This is a genomic window from Stenotrophomonas sp. 80084_Sma (assembly GCF_056481995.1).
Window position 1 is genome coordinate 2,186,406 of record NZ_CM151177.1, and the last position, 24,542, is coordinate 2,210,947.

Annotated in this window: 23 protein-coding genes; 12 read left to right on the forward strand and 11 right to left on the reverse strand. The window is 67.4% G+C overall.

Features of this window, described 5'->3' with window-relative positions:
* Positions 1–62: 62 nt before the first annotated feature.
* Entirely contained in the window at positions 63–764 is a 702-nt protein-coding gene (locus ACZK3W_RS10240) for a COG3650 family protein (RefSeq protein ID WP_049400135.1), read from the forward strand.
* Between the two features lie 230 nt (positions 765–994).
* On the opposite strand, the gene ACZK3W_RS10245 is transcribed toward ACZK3W_RS10240, so the two are convergent.
* From ACZK3W_RS10245 to ACZK3W_RS10270, 6 genes are all read right to left on the reverse strand, one after another.
* Positions 995–1,348, reverse strand: a complete 354-nt coding sequence (locus tag ACZK3W_RS10245) for a hypothetical protein (RefSeq protein ID WP_478450771.1) — start codon at positions 1,346–1,348, stop codon at positions 995–997.
* The gene (gene yeiP / locus ACZK3W_RS10250) at positions 1,338–1,904 is read right to left on the reverse strand and encodes an elongation factor P-like protein YeiP (RefSeq protein WP_005409468.1); all 567 of its coding nucleotides are present in this window, start codon (positions 1,902–1,904) and stop codon (positions 1,338–1,340) included. The genes ACZK3W_RS10245 and yeiP overlap by 11 nt, the downstream gene beginning before the upstream one ends.
* A 48-nt stretch (positions 1,905–1,952) precedes the next feature.
* Positions 1,953–2,723, reverse strand: a complete 771-nt coding sequence (locus ACZK3W_RS10255; RefSeq protein ID WP_032128786.1) for an SDR family oxidoreductase — start codon at positions 2,721–2,723, stop codon at positions 1,953–1,955.
* 100 nt (positions 2,724–2,823) lie between these two features.
* Positions 2,824–3,720: a hydroxymethylglutaryl-CoA lyase gene (locus tag ACZK3W_RS10260; RefSeq protein WP_008268685.1), complete on the reverse strand. Its 897-nt coding sequence runs from the start codon at positions 3,718–3,720 to the stop codon at positions 2,824–2,826.
* Positions 3,717–4,118 (reverse strand): VOC family protein, encoded by a 402-nt coding sequence (locus tag ACZK3W_RS10265; protein ID WP_132810027.1) that lies wholly within the window; start codon positions 4,116–4,118, stop codon positions 3,717–3,719. Before ACZK3W_RS10265 ends, ACZK3W_RS10260 begins: the two co-directional genes overlap by 4 nt.
* 2 nt (positions 4,119–4,120) lie before the next feature.
* Complete coding sequence (locus ACZK3W_RS10270) at positions 4,121–4,909, reverse strand: enoyl-CoA hydratase-related protein (RefSeq protein WP_107432688.1); 789 nt, start codon at positions 4,907–4,909, stop codon at positions 4,121–4,123.
* Between the two features lie 119 nt (positions 4,910–5,028).
* Here ACZK3W_RS10270 and ACZK3W_RS10275 point away from each other — a divergent pair, with 119 nt between their 5' ends.
* Genes ACZK3W_RS10275 through ACZK3W_RS10285 form a run of 3 tightly spaced genes read left to right on the forward strand, consistent with a single transcriptional unit; the run spans position 5,029 to position 7,399 of the window.
* Positions 5,029–5,283 (forward strand): FeoA family protein, encoded by a 255-nt coding sequence (locus ACZK3W_RS10275; protein WP_032128790.1) that lies wholly within the window; start codon positions 5,029–5,031, stop codon positions 5,281–5,283.
* Positions 5,280–7,145 (forward strand): ferrous iron transporter B, encoded by a 1,866-nt coding sequence (feoB, locus tag ACZK3W_RS10280; protein WP_182267740.1) that lies wholly within the window; start codon positions 5,280–5,282, stop codon positions 7,143–7,145. Before ACZK3W_RS10275 ends, feoB begins: the two co-directional genes overlap by 4 nt.
* Entirely contained in the window at positions 7,145–7,399 is a 255-nt protein-coding gene (locus ACZK3W_RS10285; RefSeq protein ID WP_478450772.1) for a DUF6587 family protein, read from the forward strand. Before feoB ends, ACZK3W_RS10285 begins: the two co-directional genes overlap by 1 nt.
* Before the next feature lie 69 nt (positions 7,400–7,468).
* Here ACZK3W_RS10285 and ACZK3W_RS10290 read toward each other — a convergent pair whose 3' ends face one another.
* The 4 genes from ACZK3W_RS10290 to ACZK3W_RS10305 all read right to left on the reverse strand — a co-directional run bounded on the left by ACZK3W_RS10290 (position 7,469) and on the right by ACZK3W_RS10305 (position 9,845).
* Positions 7,469–7,930 (reverse strand): DUF4304 domain-containing protein, encoded by a 462-nt coding sequence (locus ACZK3W_RS10290; protein ID WP_164080829.1) that lies wholly within the window; start codon positions 7,928–7,930, stop codon positions 7,469–7,471.
* A 116-nt stretch (positions 7,931–8,046) separates the two neighbouring features.
* A complete protein-coding gene (locus ACZK3W_RS10295) occupies positions 8,047–8,628 on the reverse strand; it encodes an NAD(P)H-dependent oxidoreductase (protein ID WP_478450773.1) in 582 nt (193 codons plus the stop codon).
* A gap of 55 nt (positions 8,629–8,683) precedes the next feature.
* Positions 8,684–9,079, reverse strand: a complete 396-nt coding sequence (locus ACZK3W_RS10300) for a MerR family transcriptional regulator (RefSeq protein WP_478450774.1) — start codon at positions 9,077–9,079, stop codon at positions 8,684–8,686.
* A 4-nt stretch (positions 9,080–9,083) separates the two neighbouring features.
* Entirely contained in the window at positions 9,084–9,845 is a 762-nt protein-coding gene (locus tag ACZK3W_RS10305) for a 3-oxoacyl-ACP reductase (protein WP_478450775.1), read from the reverse strand.
* Positions 9,846–9,983: 138 nt separating this feature from the next.
* On the opposite strand from ACZK3W_RS10305, the gene ACZK3W_RS10310 reads away from it, so the two are divergent.
* The 6 genes from ACZK3W_RS10310 to recJ all read left to right on the forward strand — a co-directional run bounded on the left by ACZK3W_RS10310 (position 9,984) and on the right by recJ (position 18,842).
* The gene (locus tag ACZK3W_RS10310; RefSeq protein WP_240792142.1) at positions 9,984–10,655 is read left to right on the forward strand and encodes a 4-hydroxy-tetrahydrodipicolinate reductase; all 672 of its coding nucleotides are present in this window, start codon (positions 9,984–9,986) and stop codon (positions 10,653–10,655) included.
* A gap of 355 nt (positions 10,656–11,010) precedes the next feature.
* Positions 11,011–12,138: a glutamine-hydrolyzing carbamoyl-phosphate synthase small subunit gene (gene carA, locus ACZK3W_RS10315; RefSeq protein WP_042358678.1), complete on the forward strand. Its 1,128-nt coding sequence runs from the start codon at positions 11,011–11,013 to the stop codon at positions 12,136–12,138.
* A gap of 148 nt (positions 12,139–12,286) precedes the next feature.
* Entirely contained in the window at positions 12,287–15,529 is a 3,243-nt protein-coding gene (carB, locus tag ACZK3W_RS10320; protein ID WP_478450776.1) for a carbamoyl-phosphate synthase large subunit, read from the forward strand.
* A gap of 8 nt (positions 15,530–15,537) precedes the next feature.
* Positions 15,538–16,002: a transcription elongation factor GreA gene (gene greA, locus ACZK3W_RS10325; protein WP_026347191.1), complete on the forward strand. Its 465-nt coding sequence runs from the start codon at positions 15,538–15,540 to the stop codon at positions 16,000–16,002.
* A 4-nt stretch (positions 16,003–16,006) separates the two neighbouring features.
* Positions 16,007–16,924: a phosphoglycerate mutase gene (locus ACZK3W_RS10330; protein WP_478450777.1), complete on the forward strand. Its 918-nt coding sequence runs from the start codon at positions 16,007–16,009 to the stop codon at positions 16,922–16,924.
* Between the two features lie 160 nt (positions 16,925–17,084).
* On the forward strand, positions 17,085–18,842 hold the full coding sequence (gene recJ / locus ACZK3W_RS10335) for a single-stranded-DNA-specific exonuclease RecJ (RefSeq protein ID WP_478450778.1): 1,758 nt from the start codon (positions 17,085–17,087) through the stop codon (positions 18,840–18,842).
* A gap of 85 nt (positions 18,843–18,927) precedes the next feature.
* On the opposite strand, the gene ACZK3W_RS10340 is transcribed toward recJ, so the two are convergent.
* Positions 18,928–19,977: a DUF1176 domain-containing protein gene (locus tag ACZK3W_RS10340; RefSeq protein WP_423174997.1), complete on the reverse strand. Its 1,050-nt coding sequence runs from the start codon at positions 19,975–19,977 to the stop codon at positions 18,928–18,930.
* 131 nt (positions 19,978–20,108) lie between these two features.
* Between ACZK3W_RS10340 and ACZK3W_RS10345 the strand changes: the two genes are divergently transcribed.
* Complete coding sequence (locus ACZK3W_RS10345; protein ID WP_478450779.1) at positions 20,109–23,021, forward strand: VIT domain-containing protein; 2,913 nt, start codon at positions 20,109–20,111, stop codon at positions 23,019–23,021.
* Between the two features lie 245 nt (positions 23,022–23,266).
* Positions 23,267–24,392, forward strand: a protein-coding gene (gene prfB, locus ACZK3W_RS10350) for a peptide chain release factor 2 (protein ID WP_097048047.1) whose coding sequence is annotated in 2 segments (ribosomal slippage) — positions 23,267–23,341 and positions 23,343–24,392 — 1,125 coding nt in all. Because the reading frame shifts where the segments join, the coding sequence is not laid out codon by codon here.
* The last annotated feature ends 150 nt before the right edge of the window (positions 24,393–24,542 follow it).

The following is a 24,542-nucleotide window of genomic DNA, read 5'->3' on the forward strand; positions in this document are numbered from 1 at the left end:
GCCCCGCTCACCGGCAGGTGGTAGGGTCGAAGATCTCTGTAGTGTCGACAAGGAGTCGAGCCATGCGTGTAGTCCCCAGTCTGTTGGCAGCCTCCCTCGGGTTGGTCCTGGCCGCGTGCCAGCCGGCACAGCCACCCGCTGCGGGCGGCACTGATGCCGCGCCGCCGGCCGCGCCCGAACCGGCTGCCAGCACCGGCGCCGGTACCGGCAGCGAGACCATGTACCGGTGTGGTGATCTGAACGTGCGCGCGACCTTCAATGGCGAGGATGCGGCGACGGTAGTGATCGGCGAACGTACCTTCGCCATGACTTCCGAGCGTGCGGCGTCGGGCGCGAAGTATGGCGATGGCCAGGGCAACAGCTTCTGGACCAAGGGCAGCGATGACGGCCTGTTGAGCCTGAAGGGCGAAGCCGATCGCGAGTGCCATGCGGTCGAAGCCACCGAAGGCGATGGCAGCGCCGGCAATGCCGCGTTCCGTGCCACCGGCAATGAACCCGGCTGGCTTGCAGTCGTTGACGGCGATGCGCCGGGCCTGCAGGTGGAAGTCGATTACGGCGAGCGCCGCTTCGATGTGGCCAAGCCCACCGAGGGGGCCGACGGATGGAGTGGCAAGGCGTCCGACGGTACCGACGTCAAGCTCAGCTTCCAGCGCACCACCTGCCAGGACGACATGAGTGGCGAGGCGTTCGAGGCCAGGGTGAACCTGACCATCGGCACCCGCCAGTATCATGGTTGCGGCAACTTCGGCGCGAAGCAGCCGTAAGCCATCTGTAGAGCCGAGCCCACGCTCGGCTCTACATCATCGAGGGGTCAGCCCCCGCAGGGCTTCAGGTCGAGATCGAAGTCCAGGTCATAGCGGCCGTTGATCCCGATCAGCGCTGCGCGGACAGCGCAGTCACCGCGATAGCGCGCGACCAGATCGGTGAAGTTCTTCTCGCGGCCTTCGCAGTATTTGGCGCTGGCCTCTTCCAGTTCACGGCGACGCTCGTCGTCCTACGGCTCTTCGCCGGCGAAATGCTGGCAGGTGTTCTCGCGCGCGAGGAAGGCCTGCACGTCGGCCGGCATCGCGCAGTAGATGCGCACGTCGTCGACGTCATAAACATCCTCCGGGACCGGACAGCCTGCGGCTGCACGTACCTTGTCCAGGTCCTCATCGCCCGAGGGCCGCTCGGTAGCGGGCTCCGCTTCGGCGATGGCCTCCACGGCGGCCGGTGCCTCCACCGCTGGTGCGGCGGTCACGGCCGGTTCGGCTGGCGTAGCGTCGGCAGCGTTGTCCGCCGCTGCCTGCGGCGAGCACGCCGCAAGCAGGGACAGGCAGCCGATCAGCGCAAGGCGCTTAGTCGGCACGGCCAGCGAATTCGCCGGTGGCGGTGTTCACCAGCACGCGCTCGCCGTTGACGATGTACTCCGGCACCATGATTTCGATGCCGGTGTTGAGCTTGGCCGGCTTCGGGCGCTTGGTGGCGGTGCCACCCTTCAGTTCCGGCGGGGTCTCGATCACTTCCAGCACCACCGAGGCCGGCAGCTGGATCGCCACCGGCTGCTCGTCGATCACCTGCACGTAGATGCCGGTCAGGCCATCGGTGATGTAGCCGGCGTCGTCGCCGATCACGTCCGCGTCCAGGGTGTACGGGGTGTAGTCCTCGTCATCGAGGAACACGAAGGCATCGCCATCCTTGTACGAATAGGTGGACTGGCGGCGCAGCAGTTCGACCTCGACCAGGTTGTCGTCGGCATCGAAGCTGGCGTCGAGCTTGTTGCCGCCCGGCACGCTGTACATGATGAAGCGGAAGCGGACGTTGCCGCCGCGACCCTGCGGCGAGCTGCGCTCGATGTCGCGGATCTGGTACACGCCGTTGTTGTACTCGACGACGTTGCCCTTCTTGATGTCGTTGGCTTTCATGGTGATCTAGGTCGTTGGGGGAGGGCGCCGTCCCGGCGCCCGGGGGAATCACTTCGGAGCGAGGCGGGTAGCGCCGTCCAGGCGGATGGTCTCGCCATTGAGGTAGGTGTTGCCGAGGATGAAGCCGACCAGGCTGGCGAAGTCTTCCGGCTTGCCCAGGCGCGACGGGAACGGGATCGACGCGGCCAGTGACTGCTGCACCGCCTCGGGCATGCCGTCGACCATCGGCGTCCAGAACACGCCTGGAGCAATCGTATTGACGCGGATGCCGAAGCGCGACAGTTCGCGCGCCATCGGCAGCGTCATCGACACCACGCCGCCCTTGCTGGCGGCATACGCGGCCTGGCCGATCTGGCCTTCATAGGCGGCGATGCTGGCGGTGTTGATGATCACGCCGCGCTCGCCGTCGGTGCCGGCCTCGTTGTGCTGCATGCGGTTGGCTGCGGCCTTGGCCACGTTGAAGCTGCCGACCAGGTTGACCATCACCGTGCCCTGGAAGCCGGCCAGCGGCATCGGGCCTTCCTTGCCCAGCACGCGGCCGGCGCCGAGGATGCCGGCGCAGTTCATCGCGACGTTCAGGCCACCGAGGAACTCGTGGGCCTGGTCGATGGCTGCCGAGACGGCCGCTTCATCACTGACGTTGACGTTGAAGTAGCGGGCCTTGTCGGCACCCAGATCGGCGACGGCGGAGGCGCCCTTGTCGTCGTTGAGGTCGAACAGGGCCACCTTGCCGCCCTGGGCGACGAGGTGCTGGGCCACGGCCAGGCCGAGGCCGGAGACGCCGCCAGTGATCACGGCACGTACGGAAGACAGCTGCATTGCACGGTCCTGCAGGTTCGAGAACCGCCGATTCTAACGGAAGCCGCGACCGTCGCTGTTGTGCACTGCGCCGCCGGTGCAGGGCGGCGCAGTGCGGCGGTCAGCCGGCGGCGGCCAGCGCCTGGCCGGTGCGGCTGGCGGTGGCGCGGCCGAGCAGGCCGGCCAGCCAGCGGCCGGTCTCGGCCAGTGCCGGCAGGTCCACGCCGCTGTCCAGGCCCAGGCCCTGCAGCAGGTAGACCACGTCCTCGCTGGCGACATTGCCGCTGGCGCCCTTGGCATACGGGCAGCCACCGGCACCGGACACCGCGCTGTCGACCACGCGCACGCCTTCTTCCAGGCAGGTGGCGATGTTGGCGATGGCCTGGCCATAGGTGTCGTGGAAGTGCACGGCCAGTGCGGCCATCGGAATCTCGGCGGCAACTGCCTGCAGCATCGCCCGGGCCTTGCGCGGGGTGCCGACGCCGATGGTGTCGCCCAGCGAGATTTCGTAACAGCCCATCTGATGCAGGGCGCGCGCCACCCGCACCACGTCGGCCAGCGGCACCTCGCCCTGGTAAGGGCAGCCGAGCACGGTGGACACGTAACCGCGCACGCGCACGCCATCGGCGGCGGCGCGGCGCAGGATCGGCTCGAACCGGGCCAGCGATTCGTCGATGCCTGCATTGGTGTTGGTGCGGTTGAACGCCTCCGAGGCGGCGGTGAACACCGCCACTTCCTCCACGCCCACCGCACGGGCGCGGTCGTAGCCCTGTTCGTTCGGCACCAGCACCGGGTAGTGGATGCCGGGCCGGCGCTGGATGCCGGCGTAGACCTCGGCGGCATCGGCCAGCTGCGGGATCCACTTCGGGCTGACGAAGCTGGTCGCCTCGATGCTGCGCAGGCCGGTGGCCGACAGGCGGTTGATCAGTTCGATCTTGTCGGCGGTGGACACCGACTGCTTTTCGTTCTGCAGACCGTCACGCGGGCCGACCTCGACGATGCGGACGTAGTCGCTCATGCGGCCACCTCGTCGGCAGGGCGGTGGCATACCGCCTCGATGTTGTTGCCATCCGGGTCGAGCACGAAGGCGCCGTAGTAGTCGGGGTGGTACCACGGGCGCAGGCCCGGCGCGCCGTTGTCGCGACCGCCGGCGGCGAGGGCAGCGGCATGGAAGGCGTCCACCTGGGTGCGGCTGGCGCAGGCGAAGGCCACGTGCACACCGTGGCTGGCGGTGCCGCCATTGCCGAGCCAGAAGAACGGCTTGCCCTCGCTGCCGAAGCCGATGTGGTCGTGCGCGCCCGTCTGTTCGGCGGTGACTTCCATCACCACGCCGATCTGCAGCGGCGCCAGCGCCTGCAGGAAGAAGGTCTTGCTGCGCGCCAGGTCGGCGCTGGTCAAACCAAGATGATCGAGCATGTTCAGGCTTCCGTGACCCAGTGGGGCGCGCGCTTGTCGAGGAAGGCGCCCAGGCCTTCCTGGCCCTCGGCGGACACCCGCAGGCGCGCGATCAGGGCGGCATTATCGCGATCCAGGGCATCGCGGTCATGGCTGTCACGCACCTGCCGCACCAGCTGCTTGGCGCTGGAAGAAGCGATCGGGCCGGCCTTGTCGAGCAGGGCCAGCTGGCGCTGCACGGCCTCGTCCAAGCGTTCCGGCTCGACCAGCTGGTGGACCAGGCCGATGCGCAGCGCAGTCTCGGCGTCGAAATGCTCGCCGGTGGCGAACCAGCGCCGCGCCTGGCGCGGGCCGATGGCCTCGATCACGTAGGGCGAGATCACCGCTGGCAGCAGGCCGAGGCGGCTTTCGGTCAGGCCGAAGCGGGCCGCGGTGCTGGCGATGGCGATGTCGCAGCAGGCGACCAGGCCGACGCCGCCACCGAAGGCCGCGCCGTGGACCCGGGCCAGGGTCGGCTTGGGCAGCTCGTCCAGGGTGCGCATCAGCCGCGCCAGGGCCAGCGAGTCCTCGCGGTTGTCGGCCTCGCTGGCGGCGGCCATGCCACGCATCCACTGCATGTCGGCGCCGGCCGAGAAGGAGGCGCCGTGGCCGGCCACCACTACCGCGCGCACCGCGTCGTCGCGTCCGGCGGCTTCGAGGGCGGCGGTCAGCCGCGCTATCAAGCCGGCGTCAAAGGCATTGTGCAGCTCGGGCCGGTTCAGCCAGAGGGTGAGGACGGCGCCGCTGCGCTCGATCTGCAAAGCATCGTTCATGGGATTCCAGGGTCACTCCATACCTGTATGGATCATAGCGGGCCATTGGTCATGGGCCATGACGCGACGCGGGAATGTTAGAATCGAGAACCATTTACATCCAGCAGAGAATGCGCTAGATGACGCTGTCCGAACTGCCGCTGCACGCCTCGGCCGTGGTCGAGTCCGTGCAGGACCTCCATGCCAACGATGCCATCGCCCGTCGCCTGCGCGAGCTGGGTTTCGTGAAGGGCGAGGAAGTGCGCCTGGTGGCCAAGGGCCCGGTCGGTGGCGAGCCGCTGCTGGTGCAGGTCGGGTTCACCCGGTTTGCGCTGCGGATCAGTGAAGCCAAGCGCGTCGTGGTCGACGCCAACCGCCAGGAGCGTCGCGCATGACCGCTGCAACTTCTACCGCGCCCCTGCGCATTGCGCTGGTCGGTAACCCCAACAGTGGCAAGACCGCGCTGTTCAACCAGCTGACCGGCAGCCGGCAGAAGGTTGCCAACTACACCGGCGTCACCGTTGAGCGCAAGGAAGGCCGCCTGCGCGCGCCGTCCGGCCGCGAGTTCGCCGTACTCGACCTGCCCGGTGCCTACAGCCTGCACCCGGCCAGCCTGGACGAGGCGATCACCCGTGACCTGTGCCGGGGCTTCTACCCGGGCGAGGCTGCACCGGACGTGCTGCTGTGCGTGATCGACGCCACCAACCTGCGTCTGCACCTGCGCTTCGCGCTGGAACTGCGCGAGCTGGGCAAGCCGATGGTGGTTGCGCTGAACATGGTCGATGCGGCCCAGCGCCGTGGCATCCAGGTGGACGTGGCCGCGCTGGAGCGCGAGCTGGGCGTGCCGGTGGTGGAAACCGTGGCGGTGCGCAAGCAGGGCGCCAAAGCCCTGGTCGAGCGCCTCGATGCGATGGTGCCGCACCTGGATGCGCCGGTGCCGGGCCCGGAAGGTGGCATCGACTATCACGCCAAGGTGCGCGAGATCCTGTCAGTGGCCGTGCGCATGCCGGCGCGGACCGCCAAGGTCGACGACGCGCTGGACCGCTGGCTGCTGCACCCGGTGTTCGGCCTGGTCAGCCTGGCGGTGGTGATGTTCCTGATCTTCCAGGCGGTGTATGCCTGGGCGACACCGTTGATGGACGGCATCGAGGCCGGTTTCGCCTGGCTTGGTGCCTTCGTCGGCAGCGTGCTGCCGGAAGGCCCGTTGGCCAGCCTGCTGACTGACGGCATCATCGCCGGTGTGGGTGGCGTGGTGGTGTTCCTGCCGCAGATCCTGATCCTGTTCTTCTTCATCCTGGTGCTGGAGGAATCCGGCTACCTGCCGCGTGCGGCGTTCCTGCTCGACCGCATGATGGCCGCCGCCGGCCTGTCCGGCCGCTCGTTCATCCCGCTGCTGTCCAGCTTCGCCTGCGCGGTGCCGGGCATCATGTCCACGCGCAGCATCCAGGACCCGCGTGACCGCCTGGCCACGATCCTGGTCGCGCCGCTGATGACCTGCTCGGCACGCCTGCCGGTGTATGCGCTGCTGATTGGCGCGTTCATCCCGCAGAAGACGGTGTGGGGCGTGTTCAACCAGCAGGGCCTGGTGCTGTTCGGCCTGTATGCGGCGGGCATCCTCAGTGCGCTGGCGATGTCGTGGATCATGAAGAAGTGGCGCCGCGACAAGAGCGAGCACCCGCTGATGCTGGAGCTGCCGTCATACCGCCTGCCGCACGTGCGCGACCTGGCGGTCGGCCTGTACGAGCGCGGCATGATCTTCCTCAAGCGCGTCGGCGGCATCATCCTGGCGCTGACCATCCTGCTGTGGGTGCTGCTGTCGTTCCCGGCGGCTCCGGCCGGCGCCACCATGCCGGCCATCGATTACAGCTATGCGGGCCAGATCGGCCATGCGATGGCGGTGTTCTTCGCGCCGCTGGGCTTCAACTGGCAGATCTGCATTGCGCTGATTCCGGGCCTGGCCGCGCGCGAAGTGGCGGTGTCCTCGCTGGCGACCGTGTACGCGCTGTCCGCAGCCGATGACGATGCCGCCAGCCAGGCGCTGACCCCGTTGATCAGCGACGGCTGGTCGCTGGCCACCGCGCTGTCGCTGCTGGTCTGGTACATCTACGCCCCGATGTGCATCTCGACGCTGGCCACCATCAAGCGCGAGACCAATTCGTGGAAGACGATGGCCTTCTCGGCGTTCTACCTGTTTGCTGCGGCCTACGTGGCGGCGCTGATCACCTACCAGGTGACCAAGGCGCTGGGAGGCGGCTGATGGACCGTGGACTGCTGCTGCAGTACCTGATCATCGCGGTGGCCGTGCTGGTCAGTGCCTGGGTGGTGCTGAAGAAGCAGTTCCCCGGCACCGTGCGCAAGCTGCGCGGGGCGCTGGCGTTGGCCCTGCTGAAACCCAGCCGCGCCGCCTGGCTGCAGGCGCTGGGGCGGAAGATCGCACCGCCGGCTAGCGGAGGCGGTGGTGCCTGTGGCGGTTGCGACAGCTGCGGACCGACGCCGCCCAAACAGCACTGAATGTGTCCTGGTAGGTGCGAACCTTGGTCCGCACGCTCCTGGAGTCCATCCACGCATGGCGTGGATCTACTAGACCTCTCTGCGGATGAGCGCGCGGAAGTTCCCGTCCTGATTCAATCGCCGCACCGACTCCCGGTTTCCATGGGTTGCCGCGAAGCCCGCCACGTCGGCAAGGGCACCGAGCAGCAGGCATTTCATCCCGTCGCGATTGCCGGCCTCCAGCAGATCATCCAGATCCTGCTGGATGAAAGCCCGGCGCAGGCCGGGCGTCTCTTCGATCCGCCAGTCGACATGGGGTGTGGGAATGCTGGAGCGGTACCGGAAAGCCGTTTCAAGATCGTCAGGCGCAAGGGGATGCTCGAGCAGTTCTGGAAAGTAGAGCCCAGCATTCACATAGAAGCCCCGGCTTTCGCTGGCGCGCTGGTGATTGACGACAAGCAGGGCGGCATCCAGCAAGCGGTAGCGGGTCGTCGACGTGCCGGAAAAGCCGGTCTTCCTGGCGCACTTGCTGAAGACAGTCGAGGATTTCATGGGCTTTGCCTGGGCCGAAAGAGGGGCCCTCAGCCTTGAGGCACGGTGCCTGGCGGTCAATTGGCAAACGCGACACATGGAACGTGGCCGGCATTTCATCCGCGCATGGCGTGGATCTACCTGGCGCGTGAACCCAGCTCTGCTGCCAACGCCAGCCACTTGCTGCGTTGTGCTGGGGTACTGCTGCGCACCGCACCGAGACGGCTGACCCGCACAGGGCGGATGCCGCAGAATTCCAGGAGGGGGGCGCGGATCTGGGTGATGCCCGGGTCGCGGTAGATCCAGCGGTAGTACCAGGGCGGCGTATCCAGCGTGGTGATCACCCGCGCGCTGCGCCCGGCCAGCAGCCGGTCCCACCACACCGAATCGCGCCGGTAGCGGAAGGCGTACCCCGGCAACAGCACGCGATCGAAGAAGCCCTTCAGCAGCGCCGGCATCGCACCCCACCAGGTGGGATAGACCAGCACCAGGTGATCGCAGGCCTCGATCGCTTCCGCCGCGTCCTGCAGGTCGGCTTCCAGCGGCTGGATCTGGCGGTAGCCATGCCGCAGCACCGGATCGAACTCGAGGTCACCCAGTGCGATCAGGCGCACCCGATGGCCGGCATTCTCGGCGGCGGTGGCGTAGCGCTGGGCGAGGGCGCCGCACAGGCTGTCGCGGTCGGGATGGCCAAGCAGGATCAGGATGGAACGGGACACGGCAACCTCGGGCAATGGTATGTGCGCGAGGTTGGGCTATGCCCCAGGGACAGAGTCAAACGCCAGGAGTGCAGCCGCTGGGTTGCAGGGTGCAGTCACCATTGCCGGAGTGCAGCCACTGCCGCAGTTCGTCGCTGACCTGCTGCAGGTCGAGCTCGACCTGCGCCAGCCGTGCCCGCTCGCTGGCAATGCGGCTGCGCTGCTGCTCAAGCAGGGTCAGCACTGCCTGCCAGTCGAGCCGCCCGTCGCGGCCCTGCAGGCGCGAGATTGCCGCCAGCGTGATACCCAGCCCCAGCGCCTGGCGGATCAGCTGCACCCAGGCCACGTCCTGTTCGCTGTAGTCGCGGTAGCGGTTCAGTCGTGGCACCGGCGGCAGCAGGCCGCGCGCCTCGTACAGTCGGATGGCCTTGGCGCTGGCACCGGTCAGGCGGCTGACCTCGGAGATGCGCATCGGCTCAGTCCCGCACCAGTCCGCCATCCACCACCAGGTTCTGGCCGGTCACCGCGCGTGACCACGGGCTGGCGAAGAACAGCGCGGCATCGGCGAATTCGGCCGGGGTGGTGACGCTGCGCAGCGGGGTGTTGGCGGCGATGTAGTCGAACACCGCTTCGGGCGTGGCGGAACTGGCATCGGTGGTGCGCAGCAGGCCGCCGGACAGCATGTTGACGGTGATGCCGTGCGGGCCGAGGTCGCCGGCAAGTGTGCGGGTCAGCGACAGCAGTGCGGCCTTGGCGGCGGTGTAGTCGTGGTAGGGCACCACCGGGTTCTGGAACAGGTTGGTGCCGATGTTGATCACGCGGCCGAAGCGGCGGGCCTGCATGCCGGGCAGGGCGGCCTGCACGGTGTTCAGCGCGCCATGCACGCTGCCCTCGAACTGCGCCTGGAAGGCCGGCCAGCCGATGTCGGTGGCGGCGTCGCGGGCATCGCCATTGAACGAGAAAGCGGCCAGCGCGTTGTTGACCACGGTGGTGACACCTTGGCCGAAGTGGGCCAGCGCGTGCTGCAGCATCGCATCGACCTGGGCGCGGTCGGTGACGTCGGCCGGCAGCGCGATCGCCTGTCCGCCCAGCTCAGTGGCCAGCGTACGTGCGGCGGCTTCGCTGCGGTGGTAGTTGATGATGACGCGGGCGCCCTGGGCGGCGAAGGCGCGGGCAATGTGCTTGCCAAGGCCGCGGCCGGCGCCAGTGACCAGCACCAGCTGTTCGCTGATCTGCATGAAGGAGCTGCCATCCATTGCATGAAAGGGCATGCAGCGTAGCAGCGATGGCGCTTGCCGGAGCGGGCGTGCTGCCGCTAGCCTGCAGGCATGAACCAGACTCCCCTGCGATTGCTCATTCACGGTGCCTCCGGGCGCATGGGCCAGGCCCTGCTGCGGCTGGCCGCCGAACATCCCGAAACCCTGCAGATCGTGGCTGCGGTAACCGGCCGTGCGCCGACCCAGCGCGTGGTCGACGGCGTGCCGTTCTTCGGCGCCAGCGAACTGCCTGGCGCGCCGGTGTTCGATGTGGCGATCGACTTCAGCCTGCCGGAGGGCTTCGACCCGATGCTGGCGCTATGCGTGGAGCGGGGTGCGGGCCTGGTCTCGGGCACTACTGGCATCTCCAGCACACAGCGGCAGGCGCTGGAGGCCGCGGCGGCGTCCATCCCGCTGGTCTGGGCGTCGAATTTCAGCCTGGGCGTGGCGGTACTGGACGAGCTGGTCGAGCGCGCGGCGCAGGCGCTGGCCGGCTGGGACTGCGACATCGTCGAATCGCACCACACGCAGAAGAAGGACGCGCCGTCGGGTACCGCGCTGACCCTGGGCGCGGCCGCGCAGCGGGGTGGGGCGGAGCCGCATTACGCCAGCCTGCGTGCCGGTGACATCGTCGGCGAGCATCTGGTGCAGTTCACAGGACTGGGTGAGCGCATCGAGCTGGTGCACCGGGCCACCAACCGCGACATCTTCGCCCGCGGCGCCCTGTTTGCCGCCCGTCAGCTGCAGGGCCGCGCCCCGGGCAGCTACCGGGTTCGGGACCTGCTGCAGTAAGGCGGTAGTGCCGGCCGCTGGCCGGCAGCTTGCGGGCGCCCGATGGTGTGGAGATTGCCGGCCAGCGGCCGGCACTACCAGGCGCCTGATGGCATGCAGATTGCCGGCCAGCGGCCGGCACGATCTGGCAGCGGACCCTGCATACGCCGCCGGATTGAAATGAATGCGCAATCGCCTGTTCATGAAGTGCGATAACCGCTGGCGCGAGCGCCCCGGCAGCGCTACAATTCGCACTCGCCGAATCACGAAAGCCGGACCGGTCCCAGACCGCACGTCCGCGCTTTTTTGCAACCGGATTTCCGTGAAGCGCAGGCGTGACTTCGGCAGCCCCCTCGGTAGCCAAAGTGAGATTCCCGTGACCCAAGCCGCAATCCTCGTCCTCGAAGACGGCACCGTATTCGAGGGCGAATCCGTAGGCGCGCCCGGCCTGTCCGTCGGTGAGGTGGTGTTCAACACCGCCATGACCGGCTACCAGGAAGTGCTGACCGACCCGTCCTACGCCCGGCAGATGGTCACGCTGACCTATCCGCATATCGGTAACACCGGCATGACCGACCAGGACAATGAAGCGTCCAAGGTGTGGTCGGCCGGCCTGATCGTGCGCGATGTTCCCCGCCGTCCCAGCAACTGGCGCAGCCAGGTGTCGCTGCAGGACTGGCTGATCCAGCGTGGCGTGGTCGCCATCGCCGGCATCGACACCCGCAAGCTGACCCGCATCCTGCGCGAGAAGGGCGCGCAGAACGGTGCGCTGATGGCCGGTGACATCGACGTGGAAAAGGCACTGGAAGCCGCCCGCAAGTTCCCGGGGCTGAAGGGCATGGATCTGGCCAAGGTCGTCACTACCGAGAAGACCTACACCTGGACCGAGGGCCAGCTGGACCTGGATGCCAATGCCTTCGTCAGCGTGCCGGCGAAGTTCAAGGTCGTGGCCTACGATTTCGGCGTGAAGACCAACATCCTGCGCATGCTGGCCGAGCGCGGCTGCGAAGTGACCGTGGTGCCGGCGCAGACCCCGGCCGCCGAAGTGCTGGCGCTGAAGCCGGACGGCGTGTTCCTGTCCAACGGCCCGGGTGACCCGGAACCGTGCGACTACGCCATCGAAGCGATCAAGACCTTCATCGACGTGAAGATCCCGACCTTCGGCATCTGCCTGGGCCACCAGCTGCTGGGCCTGGCCTCGGGCGCACAGACCATGAAGATGGGCCACGGCCACCACGGTGCCAACCACCCGGTGCAGGACCTGGACAGCGGCCGGGTGATGATCACCTCGCAGAACCACGGCTTCGCGATCGATGAAGCGACCCTGCCGGCCACCCTGCGCGTGACCCACCGCTCGCTGTTCGACGGCACCAACCAGGGTGTCGCCCGCACCGACGTGCCGGCGTTCTCGTTCCAGGGCCACCCGGAAGCGTCGCCCGGCCCGACCGATGTCGGTCCGCTGTTCGACCGCTTCGTGGTGCTGATGGAGCAGGCCAAGGCGTGATCAGTACGCCGCCGCCCCCCCGGTGGCGTCGCGATGGACCGTAAACCCCGCAACGCTGCTGCCGCTGGCGCGGCGCTGCGGATCAAGATTCCTGATCGACAGCGTGCGATCACCCCCCTTGTCACGCTGTACTGACTTAGAGAAGAAAATGCCCAAGCGCACTGACCTCAAGACCATCCTCATCATCGGTGCTGGCCCGATCGTCATCGGCCAGGCCTGCGAGTTCGACTACTCCGGCGCCCAGGCCTGCAAGGCCCTGCGTGACGAGGGTTACCGCGTGGTGCTGGTCAACAGCAACCCGGCCACGATCATGACCGACCCGGAGATGGCCGACGCCGTCTACATCGAGCCGATCAACTGGCAGACGGTCGAGAAGATCATCGCCAAGGAAAAGCCCGATGCGCTGCTGCCGACCATGGGTGGCCAGACTGCGTTGAACTGCGCGCTGGACCTGGCCGACAACGGCGTGCTGGAGAAGTACAACGTCGAGCTGATCGGCGCCAAACGCGAAGCGATCCGCATGGCCGAAGACCGCGAGCTGTTCCGCGTCGCCATGGGTGAGATCGGCCTGGAATGCCCGACCGCCGCCGTCGCCCACACCCTGGACGAAGCGCTGGAGATCCAGACCCGCGTCGGTTACCCGACCATCATCCGCCCCAGCTTCACCCTGGGCGGCAGCGGTGGCGGCATCGCCTACAACCGCGAAGAGCTGGTCGAGATCGTCAGCTGCGGCCTGGAACTGTCGCCGACCACCGAAGTGCTGGTGGAAGAGTCGGTGCTGGGCTGGAAGGAGTTCGAGATGGAAGTGGTCCGCGATACCGCGGACAACTGCATCATCGTCTGCTCGATCGAGAACCTGGACCCGATGGGCGTGCACACCGGTGACTCGATCACCGTGGCGCCGGCGCAGACCCTGACCGACAAGGAGTACCAGCGCCTGCGCGATGCCTCCATCGCCGTGCTGCGCAAGATCGGCGTCGATACCGGTGGCTCGAACGTGCAGTTCGGCATCAACCCGAAGACCGGCCGCGTGGTCGTCATCGAGATGAACCCGCGCGTGTCGCGTTCCTCGGCGCTGGCCTCCAAGGCCACCGGCTTCCCGATCGCCAAGGTTGCCGCCAAGCTGGCCGTGGGATACACCCTGGACGAACTGAAGAACGAAATCACCGGTGGCCTGACCCCGGCCTCGTTCGAGCCGTCGATCGACTACGTCGTCACCAAGATCCCGCGTTTCGCCTTCGAGAAGTTCCCGGCCGCCGATGCCCGCCTGACCACCCAGATGAAGTCGGTGGGCGAGGTGATGGCAATGGGCCGTACCTTCCAGGAGTCGATGCAGAAGGCGCTGCGTGGCCTGGAAACCGGCAAGGTCGGCTTCGACCCGACCGGCCTGGACCTGAGCAACGAAGAAGACCTGCAGACCCTGCGCCGCGAGCTGAAGGCCCCGGGCCCGGAGCGCCTGTTCTTCGTCGCCGATGCGTTCCGTGCCGGCATGAGCGTGGAAGAGATCTACGCACTGTCGTTCATCGATCACTGGTTCCTGGACCAGATCGAGGAAATCATCGCTGCCGAGGCTGAAGTCGCTGCTGGTGGCATCGACGCGCTGGACGCCGCCCGCCTGCGCAAGCTGAAGCGCGCTGGCTTCTCCGACGCGCGCCTGGCGCAGCTGACCGGCACCAACGAAGCCGCCATCCGCGCGCTGCGTCGTGCGCACAAGGTGCGCCCGGTCTACAAGCGCGTGGACTCCTGTGCCGGTGAATTCTCCACCGGTACCGCCTACCTGTACTCGACCTACGAGGACGAGTGCGAGGCCGCGCCGAGCAACCGCGACAAGATCATGATCCTGGGCGGTGGCCCGAACCGCATCGGCCAGGGCATCGAGTTCGACTACTGCTGCGTGCACGCAGCACTGGCACTGCGCGAGGACGGCTATGAAACCATCATGGTCAACTGCAACCCGGAAACCGTGTCGACCGACTACGACACCTCCGACCGCCTGTACTTCGAGCCGCTGACCCTGGAAGACGTGCTGGAAATCGTCGAACTGGAACAGCCGAAGGGCGTGATCGTGCAGTACGGCGGCCAGACCCCGCTGAAGCTGGCGCGCGCGCTGGAAGCCAACGGCGTGCCGGTGATCGGCACCAGCCCGGACTCCATCGACCTGGCCGAAGACCGCGAGCGCTTCCAGCAGCTGGTCGACAAGCTGGGCCTGAAGCAGCCGCCGAACCGCATCGCCCGCAACGACCAGGAAGCCCTGCTGCTGGCCCGCGAGATCGGCTACCCGCTGGTGGTGCGCCCGAGCTACGTGCTGGGCGGCCGTGCGATGGAAATCGTCTACGGCGAAGCCGACCTGGCCCGCTACGTGCGCGACGCGGTGAAGGTGTCCAACGATTCGCCGGTGCTGCTGGATCGCTTCCTCGACAACGCCGTGGAGTGCGACGTCGACATCATTGCCGATGCCCAGGGCAACGTCCTGATCGGTGGCGTGATGGAGCACATCGAAGAAGCCGGCGTGCACTCGGGTGATTCCTCGTGCTCGCTGCCGCCGTACTCGCTGTCGGCTGAAACCCAGGCCGAGCTGCGTCGCCAGGTGGTGGAACTGGCCAAGGCCCTGAACGTGGTCGGCCTGATGAACACCCAGTTCGCGATCCAGACCAGCGATGAAGGTGCCGACACCATCTACCTGCTGGAAGTGAACCCGCGTGCCTCGCGCACCGTGCCGTTCGTGTCCAAGGCTACCGGCATGCCGCTGGCCAAGATCGCCGCCCGCTGCATGGCCGGCAAAACGCTGGCCGAGCAGGGCGCGACCAAGGAAATCGTGCCGGACTACTACTCGGTGAAGGAGGCGATCTTCCCGTTCGCCAAGTTCCAGGGCGTCGACCCGATCCTCGGGCCGGAGATGCGCTCCACCGGTGAGGTGATGGGCGTGGGCCGCACCTTCAACGCCGCCTTCGCGCGTGCGCAGGAAGCCGGTGGCATCAAGGCGCCGCCGGTCGGCAAGGCCTTCGTCTCGGTCCGCGATCCGGACAAGAAGCGCGTTCTGCCGGTGGCCAAGGCGCTGCTGGCGCGTGGCTACAGCCTGGTCGCCACCCGTGGCACCGCCGCGTGGCTGCAGCAGCATGGCATGGACTGCGAGATCATCAACAAGGTGGTCGAAGGCCGTCCGCACATCGTCGACTCGATCAAGAACGGCGAGATCGTCTACATCGTCAACACGACCGAAGGTCGTTCGGCGATCAACGACTCGTTCTCGATCCGTCGCGAGGCGCTGCAGCATCGCGTCACCTACTCGACCACCATTGCCGGCGCCAAGGCGCTGGTGGATTCACTGGAATTCCGCGGCACCGGCCCCGTCTGGTCGCTGCAGGAGCTGCACAAGGAGTTGAATGCATGAGAGCCCCCATCACGATGAAGGGCGCGCAGAAGCTGCGCGACGAACTGGATCACCTGAAGTCGGTCAAGCGCCCGAAGGTCATTGCGGCCATCGCCGAAGCGCGTGAGCATGGCGACCTGAAGGAGAACGCCGAGTACCACGCTGCACGCGAGGAACAGGGCTTCATCGAAGGCCGCATCAAGCAGCTGGAAGGCGAGCTGTCGCACGCCGAGATCATCGACGTGAGCAAGCTCAACGCCGGCTCCAAGGTGGTGTTCGGCGCCAGCGTGACCCTGGCCGACGTGGAAACCGACGAAGAGAAGAAGTACCAGATCGTCGGTGACCTGGAAGCGGACATCAAGCTGGGCCTGATCGCCATCTCCTCGCCGGTGGCGCGCGCGATGATCGGCAAGCTGGAAGGCGATTCGATCGTGATCGACGCCCCGGCCGGCCAGCGCGAGTACGAGATCGTCAGCGTCAGCTACGTGGACTGACCCGGTGGCAACGGCGACCCTGCTGTTGCCCGCGCGCAGCCGCTTTGCAGCGGCTGCGCTGCCTGATGACGTGGCGCGTGCCCTGGGCCGCGCCAACGCCTCGCAGTTCGAAGCCGGCGAGCGGGTGCAGCTGCAGCGCCATTTCACGGTCGCCGCGCCGCACTGGCCGGTGGCCGCGTTGACCCGCCAGCGCGACGTCGGCGATGCCGCCGGCGCCAGCTGGCTGCGCGCCGATCCGGCCTGCATGGTGCCGGACATGCATGGCGCGCGGATGATGGCCTACGGCGAAACGCTGCGACCGACGCTGGCCGACTGCCTGGCCCTGCTGCCGGTGCTGCAGCCGCTGTTCGCCGATGCCGGGTTCGTGCTCGACGCGCCCGATCCCTCGCGCTGGTACCTGCGGCTTCCGATCGACCTGGCCCTGCCGGACTTCGACAGTCCGGACGAGGTGCTGGGCGATGACCTGTTCTCGCACCTGCCGGAAGGCGAGGGTGGCCGCCGTTGGCGGGCGCTGATGACCGAGGCGCAGGTGCTGCTGCACAATCATTCCTGGAACCAGCAGCGCGCCGCGCAGGGACAACAGCCGATCAATTCGCTGTGGTTCTGGGGTGGCGGCGTGATGCCGGTGTCGGTCAGTACGGCGCATGCGCAGGTGCGCAGTCGTGATGCCCTGCTGCAGGGCCTGGCTCTGGCGGCAGGCGTGGCCGTGGATGGCGAGCAGGCGGTGGATGCACTGGTCGACCTGCGCCAGCTGCGCTCTTTGCAGCAGCTCGGCAATGATGCGATCCGGCCACTGCTGGCCGCGCTGAAACGCGGCGAGCTGCAGCGGCTGGTGCTGGATTTCGAGGATGGCCTGCAGTTCCAGCTGGATCGTGGCCAGCGCTGGCAGTTCTGGAAGAAGCCGCGGCAGCTTCACGATTGAGCGGGATCGGATCCGTTTTCCATCGGAAAGCGGCTCTGACCCTGGACGCTTGCCGGGGTTGCCGGCCAGCGGCCGGCACTACCGCAGCTGCCGGGCACAATCCCGCCAGCCTCTCCCACGCGCGGTATCATCCCTCTGTCTTTCGTAACCGGCGATGCCGATGTCCCTTGCCGCCGATGCCGTGCAGCCCTCCTCTGATACGCCGACGATCCGCCGCCGCGATGCGGTTGCGCCCGCCAACTGGCCGGAGGGCACTCTGCCGTTGCTGGCGCGGCTCTACGCCAGTCGCGGTGCCGGTACCCCGGAGCTGGCGCTGCCGAAGCTGGGCAGCCTGCATGCGCCCGAGCTGCTAACCGGCATCGACGATGCAGTGGGCCTGCTGGTCGAGGCCATCGCCAACGACAAGCGCATCCTGGTGGTCGGCGATTTCGACTGCGATGGTGCTACCGCCTGTGCGGTCGGTGTGCGTGGCCTGCGCATGCTCGGCGCGCAGCATGTCTTCCACGCGGTGCCGAACCGCATGGTGCACGGCTATGGCCTGTCACCTTCACTGGTGGAGGAGTTGGCCGAGCTGAAACCGGACCTGCTGGTCACGGTCGATCACGGCATTGCCTGCCATGCGGGTGTGACTGCGGCCAAGGCGCGTGGCTGGCAGGTGCTGGTCACCGACCATCATCTTCCCGGCCCGCAGCTGCCGCCGGCAGATGTCATCGTCGATCCGAATCTGGATGGTGATGCCTTCCCCAGCAAATCGCTGGCCGGCGTCGGCGTGATTTTCTATGTGCTGATGGCATTGCGCCGGCAGATGCGCGAGGCCGGCGTCTTCGCCGATGGCAAGGGCCCGGACCTGACCACACTGCTTGACCTGGTGGCGGTCGGTACCGTCGCCGACCTGGTAGCGCTGGATCCGAACAACCGTGCGCTGGTCAGTGCGGGCCTACGCCGTCTACGTGCAGGGCAGGGCTGTGTCGGCCTGCGTGCGCTGATCGAAGCCAGTGGCCGTGATGCCGCGCGACTGACCGCCACCGATATCGGCTTCGCACTCGGCCCGCGCCTGAACGCTGCGGGCCGGCTGGAAGACATGGCGCTGGGCATCGCGCTGCTGCTGACCGAAGACCCGCGCCAGGCGCGCGACATCGCGCAGACGCTGGAGCAGATCAATTCGGAACGGCGCGCAGTGCAGCAGTCGATGACCGATGACGCCGAGCAGGCGTTGACCCGCGTAGTGCTGGATATGGCAGGCCAGCGACCGGTGGCCGCCTGCCTGTTCGATGCCGACTGGCATCCCGGCGTGGTCGGCCTGGTCGCGTCGAAGATGAAGGATCGCCTGCATCGCCCGGTGATCGCCTTCGCCCCGGCCGAACCCGGTGCCTACACCCTGCGTGGTTCGGCGCGCTCGATTCCCGGCCTGCACATCCGTGACGCACTGGCGCTGGTCGATGCGCGGCATCCGGGACTGATCGAACGCTTCGGTGGGCATGCCATGGCGGCTGGCCTGAGCATGCGGCTGGATCATGTCGATGACTTCAAGGCCGCCTTCGTCGCCGTGGTGCTGGAAATGCTCGACCCCGCGGCATTGCAGCAGCAGGTTCTCAGCGACGGTGAACTGGCCGCCGACGAGCTGGACCATCGCCACGCCGATGCCCTGCGGTTGGCCGGACCGTGGGGTCAGGGCTTCCCCGAACCGCTGTTCGATGGCCACTTCGAAGTGGCCAACTGGCGCGTACTGAAGGAACGTCACCTCAAGCTTGAACTGCGCCTGCCAGGCGTACCCGGCACGATCAATGCGATCCATTTCGGCGGCTGGCACGGCAACGCACCCGGCCGTCATGTGCATCTCGCCTATCGACTGGCCTGCGACGACTATCGCGGCGGCAGCGCCATCCAGCTGATCGTCGAGCACTGCCTGCCTGCATGAGGAAAAGGGGACGGAGGGGATTAAGTCGCTTGTGCCTTGTTTGCCACTTGCGACTTAATCCCCTCCGTCCCCTTTTTCTGTGGCGTCAGCGGACCTCGCTGACCAGCATCGGCAGTTCCCAGGTGCCACCGGGCACGCCCCGGCATAGACCCGGTGCCACCTCGGACGTCGCGATGAAGTTCGTCCCGTCCCACGTCCAGGCTGCGTGCGAAATGCAGTCAGCGAGGCCGCGGCCCTTCTGCGCGGCAATGATCTGGCCGTCGGTGTAGTCGATCGCATCGCTGGTCACCCATTGCGCCTGGAACGGCGCCTGCGGGCTGGCGACCCAATAGCCATCGCCAATGTTGTAGGCCCCGCGCCAACACGGGACCGTGACCAGCACATGCTGCGCGTCCAGGCGCCGGACCTGCAGCGGGGAGTTGCTGAGCGGAACGTCGGCATCAGTTTCCTGCAGGCCTTCGCAGCTGTCGTCCTCCAGCGTGGCACGCAGTGCTGCGCGCAGGGCGGGTGAGGCGGCCAGCCGAGCAAACGCGGGATCATCCGGAGTCGAGTCCAGGGTGGCGGCCTTGCGCACAACCGGCACCGGCAGTGCGGCGGGGACGCTGGATTCAGGCGTGCTGCCCTTGCGCATCACGGCGCCGGGCGTGCCGAGGCGGCCCTGGTACTCATCGATCTTCAGCAGTACCGCTGCGGCACCCTTGTCCGACAGCGGCCAGCGATGGCCAGCGCCATCGGTCACGCCGATTCCACCGCCGCGCACCAATGCGGACAGCAGCGCGCTGGTCTGCGCAGCAGTCAAGCTGTGCGTGCCTTCGCTCTTTGCCGGGGTCAGCACGCCCAGGTCCTGTTGCTGGATGCGCAGATGCAGCGCGCCCTTGGGCTGGGTCTGGCCTTCTTCCGGCTGCAGCTTCAGGCGGCCCTGGATGGCCTGATCCGGGCCGCCCTTGCGGGTAAGCAGCACGCTCAGGGTGCTGTCATCGTCGGTGGCGTAACCGGCCGCGCGGCAGGTCAAGGTGTTGTCGCAGGCCACGACCCAGTCGTGGTGCTGGAAATACAGGCTCTTGGTCGGAGCCGCAGCAAGGGCGGTCAGGGGGCAGGCAAGGGCCAACAGAGTGGCCAGCAGGGGCAATCGCATCGGCATCCTTGCGCGTGTGGGAGCGTGGGGCATGGTGCCTGCTGGCGGGGGCGATGAAAAGCTGCACGCTGCCCAACCCCATTCCGGCTGTCCGTGCGTTCAAATGTCCACGATCCCACTGGAGCCCTGTCATGGTCTTCGTCCGTTGCTGCGCTGTGTTGCTGCTGGCCCTCGCGGCTGGGCCTGTCGGCGCTCAGTCGCCACGTATCGCCAGGCCGCAAGCCACCACCCCGCTGTTGATCGCGCCCGCCGCCGAACAGCCGGTGCAGCTGCAGCGTGCCCGCATCGAAGGCGAGGTCCAGGCCGGCATCGCCCAGACCAGGATCACCCTCGAATTCCACAACCCGAACCGACGCGTGCTGGAGGGCGAGCTGCAGTTCCCGCTGGCCGATGGCCAGCAGATCAGCGGCTTCGCACTGGACATCAACGGTGAACTGCGTGACGCCGTGCCGGTGCCCAAGGACCGTGGCCGCCAGGTGTTCGAGGAAATCGCCCGCCGCGGTGTCGACCCGGGCCTGCTGGAACAGACTGCCGGCAACCAGTTCCGCCTGCGTATCTATCCGCTGCCGGCCGGCGGCAACCGGCGCGTGCAGCTGGTGATTCGCGAACCGCTGGCCTTCGCCGGACAAGGCTGGCAATGGACATTGCCGTTGCAGTTTGCCGCCGGTGCGGTTTCGGTTGAATTGCAGCTGCAGGCACCGGGTGCGTCCACCGCGGGCATGGCACCGTTCCGCATCACTGCGGGCCAGCTGCACTGGCAGGGCAGGGGCGCGCAGCTGCCGAAGCAGCTGCAGTGGAGCCTGCCCGCAGCACGTCAGGCACAGGTGCAGGTGGCGCCCTGGCAGGATGGGCACTACCTGCTGGCGCAGCTGCCGGTGGTAGTCAGTCGCACGCCGCGCACACTTCCCAGCGAGATCGGCCTGCTGTGGGACGGCTCCGGATCCTCGGGTCAGCGCGATCGCACGCGTGAGTTCGCGCTGCTGGATCGCTACTTCGCAGCGATGGGTGACGGCACCGTGGCGTTGACCGTGCTGCGTGACCGCGCGGAACCGGTGCGTCGCTTCCGTGTCCGTGCGGGCAACTGGAGCGAGCTGCGTGCAGCACTGCAGGCCGTACGCCCGGACGGTGCCAGCGCGCTGGCGCAGTGGCAGCCGCAACCGAGCGTGAAGGAATACCTGCTGATCAGCGATGGCCTGCTGACCTATGGACCGGAAGCATTGCCAGCACTCGCACCGCAGCAGCGCCTGTTCGCGGTCAGCAGTGCTGGTGCGCGAACCGATACAGTGCGCCTGCGCGGCTGGAGCGAAGCCCATGGCGGACGCTTCGTCGCGCTGGGCAAGGATGTTGACGCGGCTGCGCGGGAACTGCTGTCGTCGCCGTTGGACGTGCAGGTCGATTCGGGCCGTGGCGTACAGGATGTTGTGATCGATCGTCGCAGCGAGGCCGAAGGCTGGCTGTGGCTGCATGCACGACTGGCGGCCGACGGCGTGCCGATGCGGGTGCGCGTGGGCGGTGGTGAATGGCAGGCGATGCCGGCAACGCAGAAGAGTGACGATGGCGAGCTGCTGGCCGGCTTGTGGGCGCAGGCCCGTCTGCAGCAACTCGGCGCCGATCGCCGAGGCCACCGCGAGGCAATGCAACTGCTGTCGCAGCAGTTCGGCCTGGTCGGACCGGATACCTCGCTGATCGTGCTGGAGACCTTGGAGGACTACCTGCGCTACGCGATCCGCCCGTCCGGAAAACTGCGCGCCGAGTACGATGCCCGCTTCGCACGGCAGGTGAGCGATCGCGCCGCTGCCGATCGCCAGCGCCTGGACCAGGTTGCCGCACGTTGGAAGGAGCGCCAGCAGTGGTGGAACCGAAGCTGGCCGAAGGGAGCGCCTCCGCAGTTGAAGGGCGGGGCGCTGGAAGTTGCATCCGCGGACTACGCGATGGACTCGGCGCCGATGGCGATGCTCGCCGCGCCGGCCCCTGCGGCACCGCCCGCCCCGGCACCGATGGCCGCCGCTGCCGAGCAGCGCATGGAAGCCAGCAGTGCGCGTGCACGTCGCTCAACGTCCGCATCGAACAAGGCCCTGGATTCAATCACGGTCACTGGTGGTCGTGTCGCTGCGCCCGCTGCCGCCAACGAGGGCGAGCTCGGCATCCAGCTGGCGGCCTGGCAGCCGGATTCGGCCATCGCCCGCCGCCTGCGCCAGGGCCCCGCGTCGCAACTGTATGACCGCTACCTGGCCGAGCGCGATGCACACGCCGACAGCAGTGCGTTCTTCCTCGACGTGGCCGACCTGCTGCTGGAGCAGGGCCAGCGCGAACTGGCACTGCGTGTGCTGTCGAACCTGGCCGAGATGGACCTGGACAACCGCCACCTGCTGCGCGTGCTCGGCTACCGGCTGATGCAGGCCGATGCGCCGGCACTGGCGGTGCCGGTGTTCGAGCAGGTGCTGGCGATGGGCCAGGAGGAACCGCAGAGCTTCCGCGATCTGGGCCTGGCACTGGCAGCGGCAGGCAAGCCGCAGCAGGCGTTGGCGCCGCTGTATCAGGTGGTGGTGCGGCCGTGGGACAACCGCTTCGACGGCATCGCCCTGATCGCGCTGGATGAGCTGAACAACCTGGTGGCACGCAGCACGCCACGGCTGGATACCCGCAGCATCGACCCACGCCTGCTGCAGGCGATGCCGCTGGACCTGCGCGTTGTGCTGTCGTGGGATGCGGACAACAGCGACATGGACCTGTGGGTGACCGACCCGAACGGCGAGCGCGCATACTACGGCAACCGCCTGACCTATCAGGGTGGGCAGATGTCGCAGGACTTCACCGGCGGCTATGGCCCCGAGCAGTTCTCGCTGCGCAATGCCAAGCCCGGCAAGTACAAGGTGGAGGCCAATTACTTCGGCAGCCGCCAGCAGCTGGTGACCGGTGCGACGACCCTGATGCTGCGCCTGACCACGCACTGGGGCACGCCGAAGCAGAAGGACCAGAGCGTGACGATGCGGCTGAAGGACCGTGCCGAGACCGTGCTGGTGGGCGAATTCGAGGTGAAGTAGTGATTGGCTGGCGGCGGCGATCCGGGGGGGGCCGTGGACACCGCCGTCGCCCGCGGAGCATGGATGCCCTGCGGGGGGTCGGCTGCCGCTCAGCCGCTCCCCGCCCATGGCGGCCATCGCCCGGTCCGGACGCTGCGGCGGTGGACCACGCTCGCGCCCGCCCGCAGCGTGCCCGGGCCCTCATTCCGGGTACCCGCCGCCTGCGGTATCATTACCAGTCATCTTTTGAATGCATAACCGCCGACATGATCGAACTGAATCCTGTCCGCCAGCGCATCACCGATCTGACCGATCGCGTGCTGTCGCTTCGGGGGTATCTTTGACTACGACGCCAAGAAAGAGCGTCTTGAAGAAGTAACGCGGGAGCTGGAAAGCCCCGACGTCTGGAACAACGCCGAATACGCCCAGAATCTGGGCCGCGAGCGTTCCAGCCTGGAAAAGACCGTGGGCGGCATCGCCTCGGTGCTGGACGGCCTGGCTGATGCCACCGAACTGCTTGAGCTGGCTGAGTCCGAACAGGACGAAGACACCGCGCTGGCCGTGGTCGCCGACCTGGACAAGCACCAGTCGCACGTGGAGAAGCTGGAGTTCCAGCGCATGTTCTCCGGCGAGATGGACAATGCTGCCGCGTTCGTCGACATCCAGGCCGGTGCCGGTGGCACCGAAGCCCAGGACTGGGCCGAGATCCTGCTGCGCATGTACCTGCGCTGGTGTGAATCGCGCGGCTGGAAGACCGAGCTGATGGAAGTCTCCGGTGGCGACGTCGCCGGCATCAAGTCGGCCACGCTGCGCGTGGAAGGCGACTATGCGTACGGCTGGCTGAAGACCGAGACCGGCGTGCACCGCCTGGTGCGCAAGTCGCCGTTCGACTCGGACAACCGCCGCCACACCAGCTTCACCTCGGTGTTTGTGTCGCCTGAAATCGATGACAACATCGACATCACCATCAACCCGGCCGACCTGCGGACCGACGTGTACCGTTCGTCCGGTGCCGGTGGCCAGCACGTGAACAAGACCGAGTCGGCGGTGCGAATCACCCACATCCCGACCAATATCGTCGTGGCCTGCCAGACCGGCCGCAGCCAGCACCAGAACCGCGACAACGCGATGAAGATGCTGGCCGCCAAGCTGTATGAGCTGGAGATCCAGAAGCGCAACGCCGAAAAGGACGCCGTGGAAGCCACCAAGTCCGACATCGGCTGGGGCAGCCAGATCCGTAACTACGTGCTCGACCAGAGCCGTATCAAGGACCTGCGTACTGGCATCGAGCGTTCGGATACGCAGAAGGTGCTGGACGGCGACCTCGACGAATTCGTCGAAGCCAGCCTGAAGGCCGGCCTGGCCGTGGGCTCCAAGCGCGTCGATGCCTGATCGACGTGCCTGCGCGGAGATCGTCACCCTCGCGCGCAACGCCGAGGGTGGTTGAACCGTTTTTGTGTAGAGCCGAGCCATGCTCGGCTGCTTCTCGCGAGCTGGCGGACGCGTCGAGCATGGCTCGACGCTACAAAGGGTAGGACGGGC

Bases quoted from the DNA above. Each gene is read 5' to 3' on its own strand.
- ACZK3W_RS10255 (WP_032128786.1), bottom strand. From the start codon at position 2,723: ATGCAGCTGTCTTCCGTACGTGCCGTGATCACTGGCGGCGTCTCCGGC.
- recJ (WP_478450778.1), top strand. From the start codon at position 17,085: ATGTCCCTTGCCGCCGATGCCGTGCAGCCCTCCTCTGATACGCCGACG.
- ACZK3W_RS10290 (WP_164080829.1), bottom strand. From the start codon at position 7,930: ATGAAATCCTCGACTGTCTTCAGCAAGTGCGCCAGGAAGACCGGCTTT.
- ACZK3W_RS10270 (WP_107432688.1), bottom strand. From the start codon at position 4,909: ATGAACGATGCTTTGCAGATCGAGCGCAGCGGCGCCGTCCTCACCCTC.
- carB (WP_478450776.1), top strand. From the start codon at position 12,287: ATGCCCAAGCGCACTGACCTCAAGACCATCCTCATCATCGGTGCTGGC.
- feoB (WP_182267740.1), top strand. From the start codon at position 5,280: ATGACCGCTGCAACTTCTACCGCGCCCCTGCGCATTGCGCTGGTCGGT.
- ACZK3W_RS10305 (WP_478450775.1), bottom strand. From the start codon at position 9,845: ATGCAGATCAGCGAACAGCTGGTGCTGGTCACTGGCGCCGGCCGCGGC.
- ACZK3W_RS10240 (WP_049400135.1), top strand. From the start codon at position 63: ATGCGTGTAGTCCCCAGTCTGTTGGCAGCCTCCCTCGGGTTGGTCCTG.
- ACZK3W_RS10310 (WP_240792142.1), top strand. From the start codon at position 9,984: ATGGGCCAGGCCCTGCTGCGGCTGGCCGCCGAACATCCCGAAACCCTG.
- ACZK3W_RS10260 (WP_008268685.1), bottom strand. From the start codon at position 3,720: ATGAGCGACTACGTCCGCATCGTCGAGGTCGGCCCGCGTGACGGTCTG.
- ACZK3W_RS10275 (WP_032128790.1), top strand. From the start codon at position 5,029: ATGACGCTGTCCGAACTGCCGCTGCACGCCTCGGCCGTGGTCGAGTCC.
- ACZK3W_RS10300 (WP_478450774.1), bottom strand. From the start codon at position 9,079: ATGCGCATCTCCGAGGTCAGCCGCCTGACCGGTGCCAGCGCCAAGGCC.
- ACZK3W_RS10340 (WP_423174997.1), bottom strand. From the start codon at position 19,977: ATGCGATTGCCCCTGCTGGCCACTCTGTTGGCCCTTGCCTGCCCCCTG.
- ACZK3W_RS10265 (WP_132810027.1), bottom strand. From the start codon at position 4,118: ATGCTCGATCATCTTGGTTTGACCAGCGCCGACCTGGCGCGCAGCAAG.
- ACZK3W_RS10285 (WP_478450772.1), top strand. From the start codon at position 7,145: ATGGACCGTGGACTGCTGCTGCAGTACCTGATCATCGCGGTGGCCGTG.
- ACZK3W_RS10345 (WP_478450779.1), top strand. From the start codon at position 20,109: ATGGTCTTCGTCCGTTGCTGCGCTGTGTTGCTGCTGGCCCTCGCGGCT.
- yeiP (WP_005409468.1), bottom strand. From the start codon at position 1,904: ATGAAAGCCAACGACATCAAGAAGGGCAACGTCGTCGAGTACAACAAC.